21 protein-coding genes and 1 pseudogene are annotated in these 21,708 nt (G+C 73.5%); 10 read left to right on the forward strand and 12 right to left on the reverse strand.

Annotation, left to right across the window (positions count from 1 at the left end):
- The 3 genes and pseudogenes from IEZ12_RS22905 to IEZ12_RS22915 all read left to right on the forward strand — a co-directional run.
- Positions 1-322: pseudogene (locus IEZ12_RS22905) on the forward strand (ferritin-like domain-containing protein); the annotation flags it as partial.
- Positions 323-718: 396 nt separating this feature from the next.
- Entirely contained in the window at positions 719-1,075 is a 357-nt protein-coding gene (locus IEZ12_RS22910; protein WP_043911048.1) for an ArsR/SmtB family transcription factor, read from the forward strand.
- Between the two features lie 109 nt (positions 1,076-1,184).
- The gene (locus tag IEZ12_RS22915) at positions 1,185-2,540 is read left to right on the forward strand and encodes an MFS transporter (protein WP_189274200.1); all 1,356 of its coding nucleotides are present in this window, start codon (positions 1,185-1,187) and stop codon (positions 2,538-2,540) included.
- A gap of 757 nt (positions 2,541-3,297) precedes the next feature.
- Here the strand turns inward: IEZ12_RS22915 and IEZ12_RS22920 are convergent.
- On the reverse strand, positions 3,298-4,047 hold the full coding sequence (locus IEZ12_RS22920; protein ID WP_373295518.1) for an aminoacyl-tRNA hydrolase: 750 nt from the start codon (positions 4,045-4,047) through the stop codon (positions 3,298-3,300).
- 17 nt (positions 4,048-4,064) lie between these two features.
- Complete coding sequence (locus IEZ12_RS22925) at positions 4,065-4,982, reverse strand: hypothetical protein (RefSeq protein ID WP_052509309.1); 918 nt, start codon at positions 4,980-4,982, stop codon at positions 4,065-4,067.
- Positions 4,983-5,126: 144 nt separating this feature from the next.
- Between IEZ12_RS22925 and IEZ12_RS22930 the strand changes: the two genes are divergently transcribed.
- From IEZ12_RS22930 to IEZ12_RS22940, 3 genes are all read left to right on the forward strand, one after another.
- Positions 5,127-5,498: a YbjQ family protein gene (locus IEZ12_RS22930; protein ID WP_043911043.1), complete on the forward strand. Its 372-nt coding sequence runs from the start codon at positions 5,127-5,129 to the stop codon at positions 5,496-5,498.
- Between the two features lie 213 nt (positions 5,499-5,711).
- A complete protein-coding gene (locus tag IEZ12_RS22935; RefSeq protein WP_189274202.1) occupies positions 5,712-6,617 on the forward strand; it encodes an ATP-grasp domain-containing protein in 906 nt (301 codons plus the stop codon).
- Positions 6,614-7,723, forward strand: coding sequence for an NAD(P)-binding domain-containing protein (locus IEZ12_RS22940; RefSeq protein WP_189274204.1), 1,110 nt, complete (start codon positions 6,614-6,616; stop codon positions 7,721-7,723). The genes IEZ12_RS22935 and IEZ12_RS22940 overlap by 4 nt, the downstream gene beginning before the upstream one ends.
- Positions 7,724-7,729: 6 nt before the next feature.
- Here the strand turns inward: IEZ12_RS22940 and paaE are convergent, their stop codons facing one another.
- From paaE to IEZ12_RS22975, 7 genes are all read right to left on the reverse strand, one after another.
- On the reverse strand, positions 7,730-8,797 hold the full coding sequence (gene paaE / locus IEZ12_RS22945) for a 1,2-phenylacetyl-CoA epoxidase subunit PaaE (RefSeq protein WP_189274205.1): 1,068 nt from the start codon (positions 8,795-8,797) through the stop codon (positions 7,730-7,732).
- Positions 8,797-9,294 carry a 1,2-phenylacetyl-CoA epoxidase subunit PaaD gene (gene paaD / locus IEZ12_RS22950; protein WP_043911040.1) on the reverse strand — a complete coding sequence of 166 codons (498 nt, stop codon included), beginning with the start codon at positions 9,292-9,294 and terminating at the stop codon, positions 8,797-8,799. Before paaD ends, paaE begins: the two co-directional genes overlap by 1 nt.
- Positions 9,288-10,169: a 1,2-phenylacetyl-CoA epoxidase subunit PaaC gene (gene paaC, locus IEZ12_RS22955; protein ID WP_189274207.1), complete on the reverse strand. Its 882-nt coding sequence runs from the start codon at positions 10,167-10,169 to the stop codon at positions 9,288-9,290. Before paaC ends, paaD begins: the two co-directional genes overlap by 7 nt.
- Before the next feature lie 32 nt (positions 10,170-10,201).
- The gene (paaB, locus tag IEZ12_RS22960) at positions 10,202-10,495 is read right to left on the reverse strand and encodes a 1,2-phenylacetyl-CoA epoxidase subunit PaaB (protein ID WP_033257582.1); all 294 of its coding nucleotides are present in this window, start codon (positions 10,493-10,495) and stop codon (positions 10,202-10,204) included.
- Positions 10,492-11,475, reverse strand: a complete 984-nt coding sequence (paaA, locus tag IEZ12_RS22965) for a 1,2-phenylacetyl-CoA epoxidase subunit PaaA (protein WP_229847830.1) — start codon at positions 11,473-11,475, stop codon at positions 10,492-10,494. The genes paaB and paaA overlap by 4 nt, the downstream gene beginning before the upstream one ends.
- 65 nt (positions 11,476-11,540) lie before the next feature.
- Positions 11,541-13,409: a sensor histidine kinase gene (locus IEZ12_RS22970; protein WP_189274211.1), complete on the reverse strand. Its 1,869-nt coding sequence runs from the start codon at positions 13,407-13,409 to the stop codon at positions 11,541-11,543.
- The gene (locus IEZ12_RS22975; RefSeq protein WP_189274213.1) at positions 13,399-14,115 is read right to left on the reverse strand and encodes a response regulator transcription factor; all 717 of its coding nucleotides are present in this window, start codon (positions 14,113-14,115) and stop codon (positions 13,399-13,401) included. Before IEZ12_RS22975 ends, IEZ12_RS22970 begins: the two co-directional genes overlap by 11 nt.
- A 179-nt stretch (positions 14,116-14,294) precedes the next feature.
- Here IEZ12_RS22975 and IEZ12_RS22980 point away from each other — a divergent pair, with 179 nt between their 5' ends.
- Complete coding sequence (locus tag IEZ12_RS22980) at positions 14,295-15,197, forward strand: M28 family peptidase (protein WP_189274214.1); 903 nt, start codon at positions 14,295-14,297, stop codon at positions 15,195-15,197.
- Positions 15,198-15,223: 26 nt separating this feature from the next.
- Positions 15,224-16,645, forward strand: a complete 1,422-nt coding sequence (locus IEZ12_RS22985) for a M1 family metallopeptidase (RefSeq protein WP_189274216.1) — start codon at positions 15,224-15,226, stop codon at positions 16,643-16,645.
- 87 nt (positions 16,646-16,732) lie between these two features.
- Here IEZ12_RS22985 and IEZ12_RS22990 read toward each other — a convergent pair whose 3' ends face one another.
- Positions 16,733-17,902, reverse strand: coding sequence for a M20 family metallopeptidase (locus IEZ12_RS22990; protein WP_229847832.1), 1,170 nt, complete (start codon positions 17,900-17,902; stop codon positions 16,733-16,735).
- 672 nt (positions 17,903-18,574) lie between these two features.
- Between IEZ12_RS22990 and IEZ12_RS22995 the strand changes: the two genes are divergently transcribed.
- The gene (locus IEZ12_RS22995) at positions 18,575-19,450 is read left to right on the forward strand and encodes an ADP-ribosylglycohydrolase family protein (protein WP_189274385.1); all 876 of its coding nucleotides are present in this window, start codon (positions 18,575-18,577) and stop codon (positions 19,448-19,450) included.
- Positions 19,451-19,523: 73 nt separating this feature from the next.
- Here the strand turns inward: IEZ12_RS22995 and IEZ12_RS23000 are convergent, their stop codons facing one another.
- Positions 19,524-19,790 carry a GlsB/YeaQ/YmgE family stress response membrane protein gene (locus IEZ12_RS23000; protein ID WP_100587805.1) on the reverse strand — a complete coding sequence of 89 codons (267 nt, stop codon included), beginning with the start codon at positions 19,788-19,790 and terminating at the stop codon, positions 19,524-19,526.
- A gap of 138 nt (positions 19,791-19,928) precedes the next feature.
- Here IEZ12_RS23000 and IEZ12_RS23005 point away from each other — a divergent pair, with 138 nt between their 5' ends.
- Complete coding sequence (locus tag IEZ12_RS23005) at positions 19,929-20,459, forward strand: NUDIX domain-containing protein (protein ID WP_189274218.1); 531 nt, start codon at positions 19,929-19,931, stop codon at positions 20,457-20,459.
- Between the two features lie 7 nt (positions 20,460-20,466).
- Here the strand turns inward: IEZ12_RS23005 and IEZ12_RS23010 are convergent, their stop codons facing one another.
- Positions 20,467-21,426: a terpene synthase family protein gene (locus IEZ12_RS23010; protein WP_189274220.1), complete on the reverse strand. Its 960-nt coding sequence runs from the start codon at positions 21,424-21,426 to the stop codon at positions 20,467-20,469.
- Between the last annotated feature and the right edge of the window lie 282 nt (positions 21,427-21,708).

The raw sequence follows: 21,708 nt of genomic DNA on the forward strand, positions 1-21,708 counted from the left end.
CCCCATGCCGTACGACTGGGTCGGAGATCCGGTTCCCTTCCCCGAGACGTACCACATGGGCAGGCTCACGGCGGGGGCCTGGCCCAACCCCTCGGGCGAGGTGTCGGATCTGCTCACCGCGTTCAACGACCAGTACACCAAGATGCTCGACTTCCTGGAGACGGCATGGCGGGACGGGGACTCCTCCGCGCTGAGCCAGTCGATCGGTGTGATGTTCGCGCTGAGGGGGGCTGCGCAGGCGTTGATGGTCAAGCCCCTACCGGGTGACAGCACACACGTGTATGGGCCCGAGTTCCTCATCCACCGCCCCGACCACGGCTGAACCAACCACCCCGTCACCGAGACGGCGTTCCAGCACGCCGAGTCGACACCACACCGATGCACATGCCGACGCGCCCGTCTCGATCCGGTGACCGGACTTCCGGCAGGCCGGCCGCTTGCGCCGACCTGCCGGAAGCGCCGAGCGCGCTCCCTACCAGCCTGTCGACGGAGAACGGCGCACCGGGATCAGGGAACACATCGGGCGTGAGAACGCGACTCTGCCGGCCGACGGATCTCACCCCGATCCCCGCGCTCGAAGCCATCCGCCCGACAGACTCGGCGTCCGGTTCGCTCGTCCCCACCGCTCGCCACCTCACGGGCTCCGGCGATGGTTCCGCGCGGCATCCCCCCACATGTGCGCACACGCGCATCCCCGAATGGGTTCTACGATGAGCGGATGGACAACCGCGCGCAGGTCGCAGATGCACTCCACTCGCATCGGCACACTGGTGGCGAACGGCTCGACGTCGCCGCCTCCGTCCTCGCCCTGCTCGCGGACCGCACCCGCCTGGCCCTCCTGGAACGCCTGGGCCGGGGCGAGGCCGACGTCACCACCCTGGTCGAGGCCACCGGCGCCGCCCGCCCCTCCGTCAGCCAGCACCTGGCCAAACTCCGCCTGGCCGGCCTGGTCGCCACCCGCAAGGACGGCCGCCACGTCGTCTACTCCCTGCGCCACGGCCACCTGCGCCGTCTGGTCGACGAAGCCCTGAACGTCGCCGACCACCAGATCGCCGCCCTCCCCCCACACGACTGACTCGTCCACGCCGGGGCTCCGGGCGCCTCCTCCAGCCAAACATGTGCATTCATGCGCACGTATTGCCTACGATGGCACGGTCGAGACACGTTCGATCCGGGGACGGGCCATGCTTTCCGTGCTGCGCAACCGCACCTACCGCCACCTGTTCACCGCCCAGGTCGTCGCCCTGGTCGGCACCGGCCTTGCCACCGTCGCCCTCTCGCTGCTCGCCTACGACATCGCCGGGGCCAACGCGGGCGCGGTTCTGGGCACCGCACTGGCGATCAAGATGGTCGCCTACGTCGCCATCGCCCCGATCGCCGGTGCGCTCGCCGGCCGCGCACCGCGCAGGGCGCTGATGGTGGCGATGGACCTCACCCGCGCCGGCGTCGCGCTCGGCCTGCCGTTCGTCACCCAGGTCTGGCAGATCTACCTGATGGTGTTCCTGCTCCAGGCCGCCTCCGCCGCGTTCACCCCGACCTTCCAGGCCACCGTCCCGCAGGTGCTGCCTGCCGAGCGCGACTACACCAACGCCCTGTCCATGTCCCGCCTCGCCTACGATCTGGAGTCCCTGTTCAGCCCCGCGCTCGCCGCGACCCTGCTCACGGTGGTCTCCTACAACTGGCTGTTCACCGGCACCACCGTCGGCTTCCTCGCCTCCGCCGCCCTCGTCGTCTCCGCCGTCCTGCCCAAGGCGCCCGTCCGGGAGCGCACCGGCGGGATCTACCGGGACGCGCTGTTCGGCTCCCGCCTGTTCCGGGCCACCCCACGCCTTCGGGCCCTGCTCGCCCTCGACCTCGCGGTCGCCGCCGCCGGGGCCATCGTCTTCGTCAACACCGTCATCGTGGTCCGCGAGCACTTCCGGCGCCCCGCCGGAGCCGTGTCCCTCGTCCTCGGCGCCTACGGAGCGGGCTCCATGCTCGCCGCCCTCCTCCTGCCCCGCCTCCTGGCCCGGGTCAGCGACCGTGCCGTCATGCTGCCCGCCGCCCTCGCCCTGCCCGCAATCCTCGCCGCCACCGCCGCGATCACCGCCGCCGCACCCGGCACCGCGACCTGGATCGCCCTCCTGGCCGCCTGGGCCCTGATCGGCGCCGCCGGCGCCGCCGTCCTCACCCCCGGCGGCCGCGTCATCCGCCGCTCCGCCACCGACGCCGACCTCCCCGCCGCGTTCGCCGCCCAGTTCTCCCTCTCCCACTCCTGCTGGCTGCTCACCTACCCCCTCGCCGGCTGGCTCGCCGCCGGCGCCGGACTCCCCGCCACCGCCCTCGCCCTCGGCGCGATCTCCCTCACCGCCGCCCTCGCAGCCGGCGCCCTGTGGCCCCGCCACGACCCCGGCACCCTCCCCCACACCCACACCGACCTCCCCGCCGACCACCCCCACCTCACCGACGCCCACCCCCTCGACGGCGACACCGGAGCCTGGGGCCACGACCACCACTACGTCATCGACCACAACCACCACCGCTGGCCCCAACACGCCTGACACACCACCAGGCCCGTACCTGGGGGTGGGCCAGACCTGCTCACCGTGATTCCCCACTTGCGAACGCCGAACTCGTGGCGCGCGACTCGGGGTGCCGCGCCGTGCGGGTGGCGCCGGGGCCGTTGGGATGGGGGTCGAGCGGGGTGACGACGGCGGTCATCCAGGGCCACAGCGGCGGAGTGCCGAGGAGGCGGTGGCGCTGTTGGACGAAAGCGGCATCTCCTGGGCGTCGTCGAACGTGTACGCGCAGGAGCCCGGCCGGTGCGACGGGCGCTCCGGTGGAGCGGATATCCGACAGCGGGGTGACCGGCCCGGCGTTCCTCGACCATGTGTGCCCGCCGGGCTGCCCGGTGCTCAACTCGCCGAGGGGTCAGACCGTGCCGCTGCCCGCCGATCTGACGCGGCGTCCCGTCGTCCCGCCCGAGATGCACCGGCCGTGGCTGCTGGTACGCCGCGCCGACGAGGCGCGGGGAGCCGTGCCGGCAATGGTCCCCGTGCCTTCGGTGACGCCGCCGAAGGGCTCGGGCTGCCCGGAGATCGCTGCGCGGGCCCGGAGGCAACTGTCGGAAGCCGCCCACAGCCCCTGATGGCCACCACCACCCGCCCGACGGAAGGATCCGAGCGGTGTCGCACCATCATGGGGACACCTGCCGTACCGCCCGGCGGGGAAGCGTCGCCCCTCCAGGAAGGCCGCCTCACCTGCTACGTTGCCCGGTTGCGGTCAGGGTGACGGCTCACGAACGCCGAAGGCGCGGGGTCAGCGTCCGCGCAGGGCCGGGTGGTCGGCGACGACGGTGCAGCTGCCGGGGGCGATCTCGGTGAAGCCGGCGTCGCGGACCACCGGCAGGCGGCCGTCGGTCAGGGCGGGCCAGTCGGTGGCGGAGGCGGTTCTGACGGCCAGTGGGAAACCGCTTTCCGCCCACTCCTTGCGCTGCGCGTCGTCCAGCTCCCACCAGGCGAGCTGGGCGGCGTGGCCGGTCTGCGCCATGGTCTTGCCGGCGCTCATCTCCAGTTCGGGGTTGAGCCACAGCACGGGGACGCCCTCGGGTGCGGGGCCGGGCTCGGCGGGGTCGTCGAGTTCGGTGCCGGAGACCTGGAGCTTGGCGAGTTCCTTGGGCCAGCCGTCCAGCGGGATCGGCGGAAAGACCCGCACCTCGGCGCTCCCGCCGGCGACGGTGATGCCGGGCAGCTCGCCCGCCTTGCGCCATTCGCCGCCGCGGGCCCGCCGCACCACCTTGCGGATCCGGGCGTCCTCCCAGGCCTTGACCCGCTCCGCCCACTCGCCGTCACCGGCGGTGACCCGCGGGTCGGACAGCAGGGTGAGCACGGCCCGCGCCGAGGTCTCCAGCGCGTCCGTCCGGCCCGGCGGTTCGGCCTTCTCCAGCCGGACCACCAGCGGCAGCACGTACTGATCGCGGGAGTCCCGGTCCTCGGCATGTCCGCCGACCGCGGGCAGTGCGGCGGGAGCGGGCGAGGGGAGTTCGGGCACGTCGTTGGGTGAGCTCACCCCTCCAGCATGCCAGTTCAGCGCCGGTAGCCCCGTCCGGGGTCGCGTTCCTCGGCGTCCTGGTAGCCGAGGAACCAGCCCTCGGGGTGGGTGGCGGCGAGGAGTTGGTCGATCCGCTGCCCGGCGTCCAGGTCCTCCTCGGTCTCCTCGGGGCCGTAGACGCCGAAGAGTTCGTCGGTGCAGCCGTCCCAGTCGTAGTCGTACAGGTCGGCGGGCAGGTCGCCCATCATGTCGGCCACCGACTCCGGTTGGGAGCCGAGCAGGGAGCGGGCGTCGGCGAGCGCGAGGCGCAGCGCGACGTCCTCCGCGAGGCTGCGGGGCAGCGGCCATTCGCCGAGTGCGATGTCGTCGGCGAGGTCGTCGAAGGCTCGGGCGAAGGCGCGTCGCCAGCCGCGGTGCAGGTTCCAGGTGCGCTGCTGGAGGCGGCCGAAGACGGTCCAGTCGGCTTCGTCGGCGACGGTGACGGGGTCGTTGCCGTGTTCGTCGAGGTCTTCGTAGGCGGCGTCGGAGAGGCTGATCAGCTGGGTGTGCAGCAGGCACGCGGTGCGCGGGGTGAGGGTCCAGTCGCCGGTGTCGCTGTCGTCGTCGAGCGGGAACAGTTCGGCGAAGTCGGGGGCGAAGTCGTCGGTGACGCTGATCTCCAGGGTGCCGCCGAGGGCTTCGATGCCGGGGATGGCGGCGACCAGCCGGTCGGGGTGGAGCAGCGCGCCGAGGGCCGCGTTGGGGTCTTCGGAGACTTCCCGCAGCAGTTGGCCGCGCTGGCCCTCGGGGTCGATCCCGGCGAAGTCGAGGTCTTCGACGGCCGCCTGTGCCGCGGCCCGCAGGGCCGGCCAGTCGGTGATCCGGATGCCCAGCACCACGGTGGCCTCGATCTCCTGCGCGCCGGAGTCCTCCGCCGCGCCAGGCCCGTGTGGATGATCGCTTCGCTCGCCCATGCCCCAAGGTTGACAAACCTGGGGGTCCGGTGTCCATCGGCTCTCCCGATCCGGTGCCGGAGCGGCCTGTCGAGGTGGCCCGGAAAGCGTTTTCCCGGTGTGCCATGCTGGCGTCGGCACCGGAGTGTGACGGAAGGTGGAGTCATGAGTGAACTGAACGATTTCGGCGGCGGCCAGGACCCGTCCGGCGGCGTGCTGGTGGTCACGACGAACGACGTGCCCGGGTACCGGGTGGAGCGGGTGATCGGCGAGGTGTTCGGCCTCACGGTGCGCTCGCGTCACCTCGGCTCGCAGATCGGCGCGGGTCTGAAGTCGCTGATGGGCGGCGAGTTGAAGGGTCTCACCAAGACGCTCGTGGAGACCCGGAACCAGGCGATGGAGCGGCTGGTCGAGCAGACCAAGGCGCGCGGCGGCAACGCCGTTCTGATGATGCGCTTCGATGTCACGGAGGCTGCCGACGTCGGCACCGAGGTGTGTGCGTACGGCACCGCGGCGGTCATCGTTCCGCTCGGCTGACGAGCGGCGACGACCCGATGGCGACCAGCGACGTCCCGACGACGACCCGACGGCGGCCGACGACGACCGGCGACGTCCCGACGGCGGCCGACGACGACCGGTTTCGAACACAAAGCAGCCATATTGTCTGACAGTCAGTAATGCGGTTGACACTGCTCACGGGTGCGTAAGAGCCTCGCTGCCGGACCGTCCCGCGCACTGCTTGGAGCACCCGTGAGCACCTCCCCGCACCCCGTCCCGCCCACGCCCGGCCCGCGGGTCGCGTACGCCACCTGCCGGGGCATCGAGGACGTCGAGATGCTCCCCGTGCTGGCCGCGTTCGCCCGCGCCGGGGTGCGCGCGGAGGCGGTGCTCTGGGACGACCCGGCCGTCGACTGGAGCGGCTTCGACCTGGTGCTGATCCGCAGCGTCTGGGACTACATCGTGCAGCGCGACGCCTTCCTCGCCTGGGCCCGCCGGACGGCCGCGCTGACCCGGGTGGCCAACCCGGTGCCGGTGCTGGAGCAGAACACCGACAAGACCTACCTGCGCAACCTGGCCGAGGCCGGAGTGCCGATCGTCCCCACCGCCTGGGTCGCCCCGGGCGAGGAACTCACCGGCGCCGACTGGCCGGAGCTGGTGGTGAAGCCCACCGTCTCCTCCGGCGCCCGGGACACCGTGCGCACCACCGACCGCGCCGAGGCGCTCGCGCAGGTCGCCGCGCTCACCGCGGCCGGCCGCACCGCGATGGTGCAGCCGTACCTGCCGATGGTCGAGGACGAGGGCGAGACCTCCCTGCTGTACCTGGGCGGCGGGTTCAGCCACGCGGTGCGCCGCGGCCCGATGCTCGGCGGCGGCTTCGCCGACGTCGCCCGCGAGCCCGCCGACGACCAACTCGCCCTCGCCGAGCAGGTGCTGGCGGCCGTCCCGGAGCGCGCGGAGCTGCTCTACGCCCGGGTCGACCTGGTGCGCCTGCCGGACGGCTCGCCGGTGCTGATCGAGCTGGAGCTCACCGAGCCCCGGCTGTTCCTGGACCTGCGCCCGGACGGCCCGGAGGCGTTGGCCGCCGCCGCGCTCCGCCTGCTGCCCGGCGGCGGGAGCGGGAACACCGGCCCGCGGGGCGATGTTTCACGGTCGTGACTGTTCAAGGTGCAACGACCGAGCCCGCCGCCGTCGAACCCCACGAGGTGGACGCGCTGGTGATCGGCGCGGGCCAGGCCGGCCTGTCCGCCGCCTACCACCTGCACCGTCGCGGCTTCGCCCCGTACACCGGCTTCGTGGTGCTGGACGCGGACGACGCGCCGGGCGGGGCCTGGGCGCACCGCTCCCCGTCGCTGACCATGGCCACCGTGCACGGCTTCCACGACCTGCCGGACTTCGAGCTGCCCGCCACCGATCCGGCGACCCGGGCCCGGGTCGCCGTGCCGGGGTACTTCGCCGCGTACGAGGCACAGCACGCCCTGCCGGTGGTGCGTCCGGTCAAGGTCCTGGCGGTGCGCGACCGGCCGGACGGGCGGCTGCTGGTGGAGACCGACTCCGGCAGTTGGGTCACCCGGGCGCTGCTGAACGCCACGGGCACCTGGACGCGGCCGTTCCTGCCGCGCTACCCGGGGCACTTCGCGGGCCGCCAGCTGCACTACGCGGACTACCGCGGCCCGGCGGAGTTCGCCGGCCGGCGCGTGCTGGTGGTCGGCGGCGGGGCCTCGGCAATCCAGGTGCTGTCCGAGGTGGGCGCCGTCGCGGAGACCGTGTGGGTGACGCGCACCCCACCGGTGGTCCACCAGGGGCCGTTCACCCCGGAGTTCGGCCGCGAGGTGGTCGCCAAGGTGGAGGAGCGGGTGCGGGCCGGCCTGCCGGTGCGCAGCGTGGTCTCGGTCACCGGCCTCGGCCCGAGCGTCGCCTATCGCCGGGCCGAGGAGCTGGGCGTGCTGAACCGCCGCCCGATGTTCGACCGCCTCACCGAGCACGGAGTCGCCTGGGGCGACCAGGAGTTGCCGGTGGACGCGATCATCTGGGCGACGGGCTTCCGCGCCGAGCTGACCCACCTGGCATCGCTCGCGCTGCGCGGCCCCGGCGGCGGCATCCGGATGACCGGCACGCGCGTCACCGACGATCCGCGCATCCACCTGCTCGGCTACGGGCCTTCGGCGTCCACGGTGGGCGCCAACCGGGCCGGCCGCGCAGCGGTGAACGAGGTCGTCCGCCTGCTGCGCGACCGGAGGGCCGCCGAACCCGCCGCCGTCTGACGGCAGTTACCGGTCGTAGTCCACGGTGACCTGGTCGGAGACCGGGCGGGCCTGGCAGGTGAGCACGTAGCCGGCGGCCAGTTCGGACTCCTCCAGCGCGAAGTTGCGGCGCATCTCGACCTTGCCCTCGCAGAGCAGCGCCCGACAGGTGCCGCAGACGCCGCCCTTGCAGGCGAACGGCAGGTCCGGGCGGGCGCGTTGGGCGCCGTCCAGGATGGAGCGGTCGCGCGGCAGGGCGAGGGTGCTGGAGCGGCCGTCGAGGACGAGGGTGACCTCGCTGGCGGCGGCGTCGGGGACGGGTTCCAGGTGCCGCTCCTCGGCCCGCTCGTCCTCGGCGTGGAACAGCTCCTGGTGCACCCGCCCGGTGGGGACGCCGAGTTCGGCCAGCAGGTCCTTGGCGTCCGCCACCAGGCCGAACGGCCCGCACAGCCACCAGTGGTCGACCGCGGGGACGTCCACCAGCGCCTCCAGCAGCGCCTTGACCCGGTCGGCGTCGAGGCGGCCGCTGAGCAGTTCGGCGTCCCGGCTCTCCCGGGACAGCACGTGCACCAGCTGGAAGCGGTCCAGGTGACAGTCCTTCAGGTCGGCCAGCTCGTCGGCGAACATCACCGTGTCGCTGCGCCGGTTGCCGTAGAGCAGGGTGACCCGCGAGTCGGGGTGGCCGGCCAGCACGGAGCCCGCGATGGACAGCATCGGGGTGATGCCGGAGCCCGCCGCGATCAGCACGTGCTCGCCGGGCTCGGCCGGGTCGGCGGTGAACGCCCCGCTGGGGGGCAGCACTTCGACCGTCTCGCCGACCGCGGCCTCGTCGACCAGCCAGTGCGAGAACAGCCCGCCGGGCACCTCGCGGACGGCGATCCGCAACGGCCCGCCGACCGGCGAGCACAGCGAGTACGAGCGGCGCTCGTCCACGCCGTCGACGATCCGGCGCAGCGTCAGCACCTGCCCGGGCTTGAAGGTGAACTCCTCGGCCAGCGCGGGCGGTACGTCGAAGGTCACCGCGACGGCGTCCTCGCAGAGCCGTTCCAGGTTGCCGATCGGCAGCGGGTGGAACTGCGGGCGGCGGGCGGCCATCAGATCTCCTTGATCCGGTCGAAGGGTTCGCGGCAACTGCGGCACCGCCACAGCGACTTGCAGGCGGTGGAGCCGAACCGGGACAGTTCCTCGGTGTCGGTGGAGCCGCACTGCGGGCAGGTCACGGCCAGCCGGGTCGGGCCGAGTGTCAGCAGGCCCGCCGCGGGCCGGGCCCCGAGGACCGGCGGGGCGATGCCCGCCTCGGCCAGCTTCCGGCGGCCCTCCGCGCTGATCCGGTCGCTGGACCACGGCGGGTCGATCCGCAGCCGGACCTCGACCTGGTCGAAGCCGGCCGCGCGCAGCCGCCGGGCCACGTCGCCGGCCATCTCGGCGACCGCGGGGCAGCCGGAGTAGGTGGGCGTGATCCAGGCGGTGACGGCGCCGTCGTGCTCCTCGACGTCGGCGAGGATGCCGAGGTCGGCCAGCGTGAGCATGGGCAGTTCGGGGTCGGGCACCGCGGCCGCGACCTCCCGGGCCCGTTCGAGGGTGGTCACCATGTCGCCCCCGGGTGCGCCCTGGCCACCACCTGGAGCTCCGCCAGCAACGGGCCGAGCGCCTCGGTGTGCACGCCGTGCCGCCCGGCCCGGCCGTTCACGTAGGCCCGCGGCGCGGCCTCCGGCAGGCTCAGCGTGGCCTCTTCCAACACCAGTGCCAGGCTTGCCAGTACGGGTTCGCGCAGGTCCAACGGGTCGACGCCGAGCCGCAGTTCGACCTCGTGCGGGGTGAACAGCTCGTCCAGCCAGGGCCACAGCGCGTCCAGCGCGGCCTGCATCCGCTCCCGCGAGTGGGCGGTGCCGTCGCCGAGCCGGAGCGTCCAGGACTGCGCGTACTCCCGGTGGTACGCCAACTCCTTGACGCCGAGCGCCGCGACGGCGGCCAGCACCGGGTCGGCGTGGTCGGCCAGGCGGCGGTACAGCTCCTCGCGGGCGGTGGCGAACAGCAGCAGCCGGACCACGCACTGCGCGAAGTCGCCGTTCTCCAGCTCCACCAGGCGCACGTTGCGGTACTCGAAGTCCTCGCGCCAGTAGGCGAGTTCGTCCTCGTTGCGGCCGGTGCCGTCGAGCTGGCCGGCCCGGGTGAGCAGCCGGCGGGCCTGCCCGAGCAGGTCGAGGCCGAGGTTGGCGAGCGCCACCTCCTCCTCCAACTCCGGTGCCCGGGTGATCCATTGGATCAGCCGCTGGGACAGCACCAGTGCGTCGTCGCCCAGCATCAGGCAGTACGCCGCGAGGTCCGCCGGGTCGATGCCCGGCGGCGGCGCGGCGTCCACGCCCAGCAGCGGATCGGCGAACCCCGTGCCGTAGGCCCAGCGCGCCTCGCCGTCCGGCTCACCCGCGGCGTCGGCCAGTGAGAGGTACACGTGGTCGTCGGTCATGTCGCCTTCCCTGCTCGATGATTGACGGAACGTCAGATGTGCGGGACGTCCTCGGGGATCGGATAGAACGTGGGGTGCCGGTACACCTTGTCCCCGCTCGGCGCGAAGAACGGGTCCTGCTCGTCCGGGCTGGACGCGGTGATCGCGTCCGAGCGGACCACCCACAGGCTCACCCCCTCGTTGCGCCGGGTGTACAGGTCCCGCGCCGCGAGCAGCGCCATCCGGTCGTCGGCCGCGTGCAGCGACCCCACGTGCACGTGGTTCAGACCGCGTCGGGGCCGCACGAACACCTCGTACAGCGGCCAGGACGCCCGTTCCCCGCTCATTCCGCACTCCCCTTTCCTCGGCCGTGCTTGACCGCGTACGCCGACGCCGCCTCGCGCACCCAGGCGCCGTCCTCGTGGGCGGCGCGCCGCCGGTCGACCCGCTGCGCGTTGCACGGGCCCTGGCCCTTGATCACCTGCATCAGCTCCGACCAGTCCGGCTCGCCGAAGTCCCAGCTGCCGCGCTCCTCGTTCCAGGCGAGCGCCGGGTCCGGCAGCGTGACCCCGAGGTGCTCGGCCTGCGGGACGGTCATGTCGACGAAGCGCTGGCGCAGTTCGTCGTTGCTGTGCCGCTTGATCCGCCACGCCATCGACCGCTCGCTGTTCGGCGAGGCCCCGTCCGGCGGACCGAACATCATCAGCGACGGCCACCACCAGCGGTCCACCGCGTCCTGCACCATCCGGCGCTGCGCGTCCGTGCCGGCCATCAGCGTCATCAGCAGTTCGTAGCCCTGCCGCTGGTGGAACGACTCCTCCTTGCAGATCCGCACCATCGCCCGCGCGTACGGCCCGTAGCTGCACCGGCACAGCGGCACCTGGTTGCAGATCGCGGCGCCGTCCACCAGCCACCCGATCACGCCGACGTCGGCGAACGTCAGCGTCGGGTAGTTGAAGATCGACGAGTACTTCTGCCGCCCGTCGATCAGCTTCTCGGTCAGCTCGGCCCGGTCCACCCCGAGGGTCTCCGCCGCCGCATACAGATACAGCCCGTGACCGGCCTCGTCCTGCGCCTTGGCCAGCAGGATCGCCTTCCGCCGCAACGACGGCGCCCGGGTCAGCCAATTGCCCTCCGGCTGCATCCCGATGATCTCCGAGTGGGCATGCTGCGCGATCTGCCGCACCAGCGTCGCCCGGTACGCCTCGGGCATCCAGTCCCGGGGCTCCACCCGCTGCTCGTTGGCGATCACCGCCTCGAACCGCGACTGCGCTTCCGCGCTCGCCTCCACCACCCACCTCCCGACTGACCGTTCGGTCGGTTCCATTCTGTACACACGGGGGACCCTCTGACAAGCATGGAGGAGAGAGCACAACCAAGGGCGCGTGGGGGCTAGCCCAACCGCTCGCGCAGATCTCCCCCCGCCCCCGCTCCCGCCCCCTCCAGCGGCAGCCGAACCGTGAACACCGCCCCTGCCCCCGGCGTGCTCGCCACCTCGACGCCCCCGTCGTGGAGCTCGGCGAGCTTGCGGACGATGGCGAGGCCGAGGCCGCTGCCACCACTGCGCCGACTGCGCGACCTCTCGGCGCGCCAGAAGCGTTCGAACACCAGCGGCAGGTCCGCCGCGGCGATGCCGCTGCCCGTGTCGGCGACGTCGATGAGAACGGAGTGGTTCTCGGCCCGGGCCCGCAGGGTGACGGCGCCGCCGGACGGCGTGTGGCGGACGGCGTTGGAGACCAGGTTCCCGAGGGCCTGCCGGAGCCGCACCGGGTCTGCGAAGACCTCCGGGGCGGTGGCCGGCTCGACGGCCAGCGTCACCCCGGAGGCCTGTGCCTGTGCCCCGTGCGCGTTGGCGACCTGCGTCAGCAGCTCGTCGATGTCGACGGGTTCGCGGTACAGCGACAGTTCACCGGCGTCGGCGGCGGCGAGGTCCCGCAGGTCGTCGACGAGGTGCTGGAGCAGCACGGCCTCTTCGAGCAGGGAGCCGGTCAGGGCCCGGTCGGCGGTGGCGACCCCGTCCTCGACGGCCTCCAGCCAGCCGCGGATGTTGCTCAGCGGGGTGCGCAGTTCGTGCGCGATGTCGCCGACCATGGCCTTGCGCAGTTCCTCCAGTTGCCCGCGTCGCTCCGCCATGGCGTTGAAGGCGACGGCGAGCCCGGAGATCTCGTTGCGGCCGGTCACCCGGACCCGCGCCGAGAGGTCCCCGTCGGCCATCCGCCGGGCCGCGTGGGTGAGCGCGTGCAGCGGCCTGGAGAGGCGCAGCCCGACCGCCACCGTGACGGCCACGGTCACCACCAGCACTGCGGCAGACACTTCGGTGATCCGTCCGGGGTGGGCGGCGGTCAGCGCGGGTGTCGGGCCGACGGTGTCGGCCGGGGCGCCGACGAACAGCAGCATCGGCGGCGCCACGTACTGGACGAGCTGCTGCCTGCGGGCGTTGGTGAGGCAGGCGGAGGTCGGCGGGTCCTGGCGGGCGTCGCCGACCGGGACCCCGTCCGACCCGAGCGACAGGGTGACGGGCCCGCGTTCCTGGCGGGCCAGGCAGGCGTTGACCAGGGCGGTGAGGTCGGCCAGGGCCGCCGTGTCGGTGCGGGTGGGGGCGCTCGCCACCATGGGCGTCGCGCAGCGCCGGCCGAGGACGGAGCCGTCGGCGGTGCGCAGCTGCGGCCGTCCGGCGGGGTCGTCGGTGACGGTCGCCTCGATGCCGAGCACCGAGCGCAGGCAGTCGGCCTGCGCCTCCATTCCGTTCCGCAGGGCCTCGTGCTCCTCCGGGGTGAGCCGGAACGGGCCGACCGCACGGGCGTCGATCCGGTCGCCGGGGGCGTCGGGCAGCATGGCGAGGTCGACGGACAGCGGGTCGACGGTGGTGGTGGGCGTGCGGGGCAGCGCCGTGCGTTCGGCCCCGGGGCTCCGGGGCGACGCCGTACCGGGTCCGGCGGGGCCGGGCGCCGGGGCCGCGGAGTCGATGACCGGTTCGAAGCGCGGGGTGGCGAGGACGATGCGCTGCCCGGTGGCGGCCGCGAGCCGCCGCACGGTGTCCTCGGCGTCGTTCCAGTCGGGGTGGGTCGCGGCGTAGCCGAGCAGCTGCCGGTAGATCCGGGTCTGGTCCGCGATGGCCTGGGTCTGCTCCTGCTTGATCGCGCCGGTGGTGGTGCGGGCGGCCAGCCAGGCCGTCGCCGCGATGGAGCAGAGCGACACCAGCGCGGAGAGCGCGAGCAGTCGGGCCGTCAGGCTGCGGCGCAGCGGGGTGTCACGGGGCAACGCGCGGCACCTCCGCGAGCTTGTAGCCGATGCCGTAGACCGTCAGGAGGACGGCGGGGCGGCGCGGGTGCGGTTCGATCTTGCGGCGCAGGTTCATCACGTGGGTGTCGACCGTGCGGGCGGTGGTGTACCGGTCGATGCCGTGCAGGTGCTCCAGCAGTTGGGCCCGGGTGAAGACCCGGCCCGGCTGGGCGGCCAGCACCTCCAGCAGCCGGAACTCGGCGGGCGTGCAGTTGACGGGCTGTCCGTGGGCGGTGACTTCGTGGCGCAGCGGGTCGACGGTCAGCGGCCCGACGCTCAGGGCGCCCGGCGGCGGCGCGGTGTCCCGGGGCGGGGCCGCGGGGGCGCCGCGGCGCAGCAGGGCGCGGACCCGGGCGACGAGTTCCCTGGGGCTGTAGGGCTTGGTGAGGTAGTCGTCGGCGCCGAGGTCGAGGCCGAGCAGCAGGTCGTCCTCCGCGCTGCGGGCGGTCAGCATCAGCACCGGCAGGGCGGACTCGGCGCGCAGGGCCCGGCAGACGTCGAGGCCGTCCAGGACGGGCATCATCACGTCCAGGACGAGGAGTTGGGCCCGGCCGAGGCGGGCTTCGCGCAGTGCGGCCCGGCCGTCGTGGACGACGACGACCTGGTGCCCCTCGCGTTCCAGGTACAGGCGGACGAGGTCGGCCTGTTTGGGATCGTCCTCGGCGACGACGACATGTGCACACATGCCGATGATCGTAAAACGCTCCGAAAGGCCCGGCCCCTGACGACCTGTCAGTCCCGGCCCCGGCCCGGGGTGGTTCGCCACCACATCCCAACCGGTTCCTGACAACTTCCTGACACCGACCGGCCAGTGTGGCGGAGTCCGCCGGGACGCGTCCCGGTACCGCTCCGAAAGGCCTCCGCGTGAAGTCCTCCCTCCGCCCGTCGCTCCTCTCCGTCCGGCTGCTCGGCGTGGCCGTGGCCCTGTCCGCGATCGCCGCGGCCGCACCCGCCGAGGCGGTGCGCGCCACGGCCGCCCCGACCGTCTCGGAGCAGGACGTGATGCCGCACCTGAGCGCCCTGCAACGGATCGCCGACCGCAACGGCGGCAACCGCGCGCACGGCACCCGCGGGTACACGGAGTCGGTGGCGTACGTGCGGAACGCGCTGGACCGGGCCGGCTTCCGCACCCGACTCCACCGCTTCGAGCACGACGGCCGGGCCGGCTACAACCTGATCGCCGACTGGCCCGGCGGCGACCCGAACCACGTGCTGCTCACCGGCGCCCACCTGGACAGCGTCGAACAGGGCCCGGGCATCAACGACAACGGCTCCGGCTCGGCCGCCGTCCTGACCACCGCCCTCCAGGTCGCCAAGGCCCGGCTCAAGCCCGCGCGGCACCTGCGGTTCGCCTGGTGGGGGGCGGAGGAGGCCGGGCTGTTCGGCTCCGCCGGCTACGTCGGCGACCTGTCCGCCGGCGACCGCAAGGCGATCGACCTCTACCTCAACTTCGACCAGACGGGCAGCAGGAACACCCAGCAGTGGCTGGTGGTCGAGGACGGGCCGGGGGCCGACGCGGCCGCCGGGCGCGCCTTCGAATCGTGGTTCGCCGCCCGCGGGCTCGCCACCTTCGACATCGGCGTCGGCGGGTCGGACAACGAGTCGTTCGGCAACGCCGGCATCCCGTCCTCCGGCTTCAGCACCGGCATCTCGGACTGCATCCACGAGGCGTGCGACGACCTCGCCAACGTCGATCCGGCCACCGAGGCCACCAGCACCAACGCCCTGATCGGCGTGCTGTGGCAGCTCGCCGCCACCCGTCCCTGACCGAACCGACACCCGAGGAGACCCAGATGCGCACCCGACCGACGACCCGCCGCCGCACCGCCACCGCCCTCGCGACCGCCACCGCCATCGGCGTCGCCCTGACCGCCCTGCCCGCCTCGGCGGCGACCGGCGGCATCGACCCGTACTTCCCCGACGACGGCAACTCCGGCTACGACGTGGCACATTACGACGTCCGGATCGCCTACGACCCGGCCCGCACGGACCACCTGGACGGCGACACCACCGTCACCGCCCGGGCCACCCGCCCGCTGGACCGCCTCAGCCTCGACCTGTTGGGCTTCACGGTCGCCGCGGTCACCGTGAACGGCGCACCGGCGCGGTCGTTCTCGCGCTCCGGCGAGCACAAGCTGGACATCGTCCCGGCCCGACGGCTCGCCGGGGGCGCCACCTTCACCGTCCGGGTGAAGTACGCGGGGAAGCCCGACGCCGAGGGCTGGCACACCCTGGCCGACGGCGGCGCGAACGTCGCGGGCGAACCGCACTCCGCGACCTCCTGGTACCCGTCCAACGACCACCCGTCCGACAAGGCCACCTTCGCCCTCACCGCGACCGTCCCCGACGGCTGGACCGCGATCGGCAACGGCCGGCCCGGGCCGACCACCACCGCCCGCGGCACCACGACCTTCCGCTGGAACGAGGACCGCCCGATGGCGACGTACCTCAGCACCGTCGCCATCGACCGATTCACCGTCCACCGCGCCCAACTGCCCGACGGCACACCGCTCATCACGGCCTACAGCCCGGACGCCACGATCGACCCGGCCGCGGAGGCCGAACAGCAGGACATCCTGGCCTTCCTGGCCTCGAAGTTCGGCCCCTACCCGTTCTCCTCCGCGGGCGCGATCGTGGTCGGCATGCCCAAGGACCCGGGCCCCGGCCCGATCGCCCTGGAGACGCAGAGCCGGCCCACCTACAGCGGAGCCATCTTCGACATGTCGGTCGTCCACGAGAACGCCCACCAGTGGTTCGGCGACAGCGTCTCGTTCACCGACTGGCGCGACGGCTGCCTCGCCGAGTGCTTCGCCCAGTACGCCAACCAGCTGTGGGAGGAGCACAAGGGCAGCGACCTCGACACCGGCTTCTACGCCTTCGAGCTCGCCGCCAACAAGGACAACCCCGCCTACTGGTCCACCAAGCTCTACGACCCCGGCGCGGGCAAGGAGCTCGACTCCGCCCTCTACTTCAAGGGCTCCCTGATGCTCCACGCCCTGCGCCGCACCGTCGGCGACGACGCCTTCTTCACCACCCTGCGCCGCTGGACCGCCGACCACGCCTACGGCAACGCCTCCTTCCCGCAGTTCGAGGCTCTGGCCGCACAGGTGTCCGGCCAGAACCTCACGGGCTTCTTCGACGCCTGGGCCCACGGCACGACGATCCCCGCGAACCAGTACCTCTACCCGGGCACCCTGGCCCCGCTGGCCAAATAGGCGCCCCCGGGCGGGTCAGGTGGCGAACCAGGGGCGCGTGGGGCGGGCCAGGAGGTGCCCCCCACGCGCCCCTGTCTGTGCGCTCCCTCAGCGAAGACGGGGAAGCGGCACAGCCAGCAGCGCCGCCAACAACGCCATCCGCGGCCCCAGTTGGTCGATCCGCAGGTGCTCGTGGCGAGCGTGCGGCCCCGCGCCGACCGCGCCGAGGCCGTCCAGGGTCGGCAGACCCCTCGCGCCGGCGAGGTTCGTGTCCCCCGCCCCGCCGGCGGGTGCGCCGTCGAGGTGGTGGCCGAGGGCCGCGGCGAGTGAGCGGACGTGGCGCAGCAGGGGGTTGGCGGAGCGTTCGGGCCAGGCGGGGCGGGAGGAGAGGACTTCGGTGCGGACGTTCGCGCCGGGCCGGTTCGCGGTCAGGTGGGCGAGCGTGTCGAGGGTGCGGCGCTGGGCCTCGGTGGTGACGAAGCGCAGTCCGATCTCGGCTTCGGCGCGGCCGGCGACGACGTTGGCGCGGGTGCCGCCGCCGATGCGTCCGGTGTTGAGTTCGGTGCCGGGCTGCCGGGTGAGGCCGCGGACGGCGACGAGTTGGTCGACGAGTTCGTCGATCGCGGAGATGCCGTCGGCGGCGTCGTTGCCGGAGTGCGCCTCGCGTCCGGTGACGGTGAGCCGGACTCTCGCGGTGCCGCGGCGGGCGGTCTTGAGTCGGCCGTCGGGGTGGGCGGGTTCGAGTCCGAGGACGGCGGCCGCGCCGCGCAGGTGCTGCTCGAACAGGCGGCGGCCGTCGGGGCTGCCGACCTCCTCGTCGGAGACCACGATCATCCGCACCGGTCGGTGCGGGCGTTGGCCGAGGTCGGCGAGGAGCGCGAACGCGCCTTCCAGCAGGGCGAGTCCGCCCTTCATGTCGAGGATGCCGGGGCCGGTGAGGCGCCCGTCCTGTTCCTCGACGGGCCAGTCGGCGAGGGTCCCGACGGGCCACACGGTGTCGTGGTGGCCGACCACCAGCAGGTGCGGCAGCTCTTCGTGCCGGCCGGGCCAGTTGAGGACCAGGTGGTCGCCGTGGGCGCAGCTGTCGCGGGTGGCGGTGGCGCCGGTGGCGGTGTAGCCGGCGGCGAGTTCTTCGGCGAGGGTGTTCAGCCGGGGCGCGTCGCCGGACGGGGTTTCGATCCGGGCGAGGTCCGCGCAGCGCTTGCGGACGGCGGCGGTGAGGGTGCGGGCCCTGCTGGTCAGGGTGCGGGGCAGGCCCGGTAGTGCGGCGGTGGCCAACGCCGGTGCGGTGGTGGGCGGTTCGTCGGCCGTGGCGGGTGTCGCGGGTGTGGCGGGTGTGGCGGGTGTGGCGGGTGTGGCGGGATGTGGCTCGGGGGCCACGGTATGGCGGCTCACTGTTCACCCCCGGTGGGGCGCGAGGCACTGGGAGGTATGGCCGGGACGGGTGTCGGCGGGATCTGTTGCGGCTTGGGGCTCGGTCGTGGTGTCCGGTGCGATGTGGGGCTGGGCAGCACTGTGTCCTCCTCGCTCGGTCCGTGACCCCGGCTCGGCCCGGGGTCCGGGAAGGTCGGTCTCTGTTCCGCGGTGCGGACGAGCAGCCGTGGCAGGGACCGGGAAGCGAGCCTAGAAGATTCGATCAGTTCCCTGCGAGGTGTCCGCCGTCCGCGTTCTCGCCGCTCGACCCGTCGTCGAGGCCGGGGAGCGGCCACGGACCCTGGCCGGGTGCGGCGAGCGGGGCGCGATCTTTCGAGTGCGCCCGTCTCCCACCTTGAACCCGCGAGGGCGAATCAGCAGCGCGAATCGCTCACGATCGAGCGAATCCCGTCCGATGGATGAGACCGGATCACCCTTCGGCACCAGTGGGAAATCGGCTCGACGGGAGGCGGGGCGGGCGGCCAGAATCGGCGGGTCCACCGTTCCGAGGAGTCGTCATGTTTCCCGTCCCGCCGCCTGCTCGACAGCCTGCACGGTCTGGCGCTGGGCGATGCCTTCGGCGACCGGTGGTTCCATCCGCCGGTGGACGAGGCGTCGGCGGAGGTCGCGGGGCGGCTGGTGCGACCGGGGCCGTGGCACTGGACGGACGACACCGCGATGGCGCTCGTCCTGACGCGTCACCTGCACTGTCGGGGCGAGGTCGAACCGGCTGCGCTGGCCCGGGAGTTCGCGGCGGAGTACCTGGCAGTGCCGCACCGCAAGTACGGGCCGTCGATGCACCAGGTGCTGCGCGCGGTGCACGCGGGCGAGGACCATCTCGCCGTCACCGGCGCGCTGTTCGGCGGGCAGGGCTCGCACGGCAACGGCGCGGCGATGCGGGTGGCGCCGCTGGGCGCGTGGTTCGCGGACGACCTCGGGGTGGTCGTCGAGCAGGCCGAGCGCTCGGCCCGGGCCACCCATGCGCATCCGGAGGCGGTGGCGGGGGCGCAGGCGGTCGCGTTGGCGGCGGCGCTGGCGGTCCGCTCGCGCGGCGGTGCGGCGGCGTCCCGGGCGGAGTTCCTGCGGGAGGTGGCGGCGCTGCTGCCGGAGTCCGAGGTGCGGTCCGGCCTTCGGATCGCCGCGCGGCTGCCGGCCGGGGCCAGTGTCCGGCACGCCGCGGTGGTGCTCGGCTCCGGCCATCTGGTCTCGGCGCAGGACACCGTCCCGTTCGCACTCTGGTCCGCCGCCGGCCACCTCGACGACCTGGTCGAGGCGCTCTGGCACACCGTCTCCGGCTGGGGCGACATGGACACCACCTGCGCCGTCGCCGCGGGGGTGGTCGCCGCCCGTACCGGGGTCGTGGGCGTTCCCGCCGCCTGGCTGGCCGCGCAGGAGCCGCTGCCTGCGCTCTGAGGCGCACAACGCAGGGCGCCCCGGCCGAATTCCTCGGCCGGGGCGCCCTGGTGGCGGTCCGTCAGGCGGTCGGTCAGTCGCGGGACTTGCCGAAGAGCAGCCGGTAGACGATGAGCAGGACGAGCGCTCCGGCGATCGCGGAGATCCAGGTCGGCAGGTCGAAGAAGTGCACGTTGACCGACTTGTGCAGGATCTTCGAGGACAGCCAGCCGCCGATGAACGAGCCGGCGATGCCGATCAGCGTGGTGATGATGATGCCGCCCGGGTCCTTGCCGGGAAGCAGCAGCTTGGCGACGGCTCCGGCGAGGAGCCCGAGGATGATCCAACTGACGATGCCCATGCCGTTCTCCTGCCCTGCGCCACGAGGGCCAATCCCGTCGTGCCTGTCCCTGACAAGGACGAACGGCACAACCGTTCGGTTCCGGCCGCGGCGGGCGCCGGCTGCGGTAGCGTCCGGGGGACGAAAGGGGTGGCCGGGGTGCGGTGGAAGGTGTACGGGGAGCGTCCGGTGTACCAGGATCCGTGGCTGAACGTGTGGGTCGCGGACGTCGAACTGCCGGACGGGCAGCGCTTCGAGCACCACGTGGTGAAGCTGCGCCGCCTCGCGGTGGCGGCGGTGGTGAACGACCGCCGCGAGGTGCTGATGCTGTGGCGGCACCGGTTCATCACCGACACCTGGGCGTGGGAGCTGCCGATGGGCCTGGTCGAGGCGGGCGAGGACCCGGCGGCCGCGGCGGCCCGCGAGGCGCTGGAGGAGACCGGCTGGCGGGTGTCGGACGTCCGCCCGCTGATCTACGCGCAGCCCGCCGCGGGCATCACCGACTCCGAGCACTTCGTGTTCCGCGCCGACCCGGCGGAGTTCACCGGGCCGCCGACCGAGCAGAACGAGTCCGACCGAATCGCCTGGGTGCCGCTGGCGGAGCTGCGCGACCTGGTGGCCCGCCGCGAGATCGTCAGCAGCGCCACGCTGGTGGGCGTCCTGGCGCTGCTGCTCGACGAGGTCGACTGACGGCCCGTCAGGTTCCGCCCCGCCTGCCGTCGGCGCCCGCCGTCCAGTGGATCAGGGCGTGCACGTGGCGCACCAGCCCCTGGGCGTGGCGGCGGACCCGGGTGGGCCAGTGGGAGCCGCGGGCGATGCCGTCGGCGAGGAATTCCAGCGTGGTGAGTTCGGCGGCGCACAGGTCGGCGACCTTCGCGGCCGCGAGGTGCGGCGGCAGTCCGCGGTGGACCTCCAGGGCGCGCAGCAGGCTCCGGCCGGTGGCCGGGCCGGCGGGGCCGAGGTCGCCGATCCAGCGGACCAGGTGCTGAAAGCGCGTCAGCAGGTCGGTGAGCTGCGGGTGGCAGTGGAGGTGGTCGGGCAGGTCGAGGCCGTGGGCGAGTTCCACCCAGCCGGCCGCGCAGCGGCTCGCGCCGTCGCGGCCGCCGTGGGTGAGGTACTGCGGGACGGTCGGGGCGGCGCCGGCGGTCTCCAACCGGTCGAGCGAACTGTCCAGGTGGGAGCGGAAGTCGGCGGCGCAGCGGGCCTGCCAGTCGGACCCGGTGAGCGTCGCGCTGTCCCGCCGGAGTTCCTCGAAGGCCCGGACCAGCGGCGGCTCCGCACCGTCCGGCGCGGTCCGCGCGCCCGGGACGTGGGCGGTGGCGGTCAGCGTCTGCAGGGCGCCGACCGTCCGCCGGGCCGTGTCGTCGTGGCCGTCGAGGTGCTCGTCGAGGATCCGGGTGAGCACCAGCCACTTGGCGGCGGCCCGCAGTCCGGGTCCGGCGGGGACGTCGCCCCAGCTGCGGGCGGCGAGGTCCAGATGGCCCCGGTCGAGGAAGGCGGTGGCGGCGGCCGTGTCGAGGACGCCGGTGGCCGTGAGCCAGTGGGCGAGTTCGGAGCGCAGCGCCTCGGTGTGCGGGTGCGGCGCCGGGGCGGGTGTCCGGGCGAGCAGTTCGGCCAGTGGCCCGGTCGAGGCGCGGTGCGCGGTGGCTGGGCTCATGACGGCTGGCTCCTCCGCCGTTCGGGGGCGATCGACGTGACGAAGTCTGGTCGACCGTCCCCGGCGGACGGCGCAGAACCGGCGGCCGTTCCCCCGCCCGGCCGACTCGTCCGACGATCGGCCCGGCGGCCTTCATGCGCGGCCGCTCACACCCGCATGAGCGTGCACTGCCCGTCCCGGCACTGCCGTTGCAGCTTCCCCCGGGGGAGCGCCTGGGCCAGGCCGATCGCCCAGCACATCGGGCAGCCGCGCAGCGCGACCAGCCCGACGGGCGCCAGCAGC

This window comes from Kitasatospora griseola (assembly GCF_014648555.1).
In the GTDB taxonomy this organism is placed as follows: domain Bacteria; phylum Actinomycetota; class Actinomycetes; order Streptomycetales; family Streptomycetaceae; genus Kitasatospora; species Kitasatospora griseola.

What these genes read in the sequence shown, in the direction of transcription:
- IEZ12_RS22910 (WP_043911048.1), top strand. Translation starts at nt 719, where the DNA reads ATGGACAACCGCGCGCAGGTCGCAGATGCACTCCACTCGCATCGGCAC.
- IEZ12_RS22915 (WP_189274200.1), top strand. Translation starts at nt 1,185, where the DNA reads ATGCTTTCCGTGCTGCGCAACCGCACCTACCGCCACCTGTTCACCGCC.
- IEZ12_RS22925 (WP_052509309.1), bottom strand. Translation starts at nt 4,982, where the DNA reads ATGGGCGAGCGAAGCGATCATCCACACGGGCCTGGCGCGGCGGAGGAC.
- IEZ12_RS22930 (WP_043911043.1), top strand. Translation starts at nt 5,127, where the DNA reads ATGAGTGAACTGAACGATTTCGGCGGCGGCCAGGACCCGTCCGGCGGC.
- paaE (WP_189274205.1), bottom strand. Translation starts at nt 8,797, where the DNA reads ATGGCCGCCCGCCGCCCGCAGTTCCACCCGCTGCCGATCGGCAACCTG.
- paaD (WP_043911040.1), bottom strand. Translation starts at nt 9,294, where the DNA reads ATGGTGACCACCCTCGAACGGGCCCGGGAGGTCGCGGCCGCGGTGCCC.
- paaC (WP_189274207.1), bottom strand. Translation starts at nt 10,169, where the DNA reads ATGACCGACGACCACGTGTACCTCTCACTGGCCGACGCCGCGGGTGAG.
- paaB (WP_033257582.1), bottom strand. Translation starts at nt 10,495, where the DNA reads ATGAGCGGGGAACGGGCGTCCTGGCCGCTGTACGAGGTGTTCGTGCGG.
- paaA (WP_229847830.1), bottom strand. Translation starts at nt 11,475, where the DNA reads ATGGAACCGACCGAACGGTCAGTCGGGAGGTGGGTGGTGGAGGCGAGC.
- IEZ12_RS22975 (WP_189274213.1), bottom strand. Translation starts at nt 14,115, where the DNA reads ATGTGTGCACATGTCGTCGTCGCCGAGGACGATCCCAAACAGGCCGAC.
- IEZ12_RS22985 (WP_189274216.1), top strand. Translation starts at nt 15,224, where the DNA reads ATGCGCACCCGACCGACGACCCGCCGCCGCACCGCCACCGCCCTCGCG.
- IEZ12_RS23000 (WP_100587805.1), bottom strand. Translation starts at nt 19,790, where the DNA reads ATGGGCATCGTCAGTTGGATCATCCTCGGGCTCCTCGCCGGAGCCGTC.
- IEZ12_RS23010 (WP_189274220.1), bottom strand. Translation starts at nt 21,426, where the DNA reads ATGAGCCCAGCCACCGCGCACCGCGCCTCGACCGGGCCACTGGCCGAA.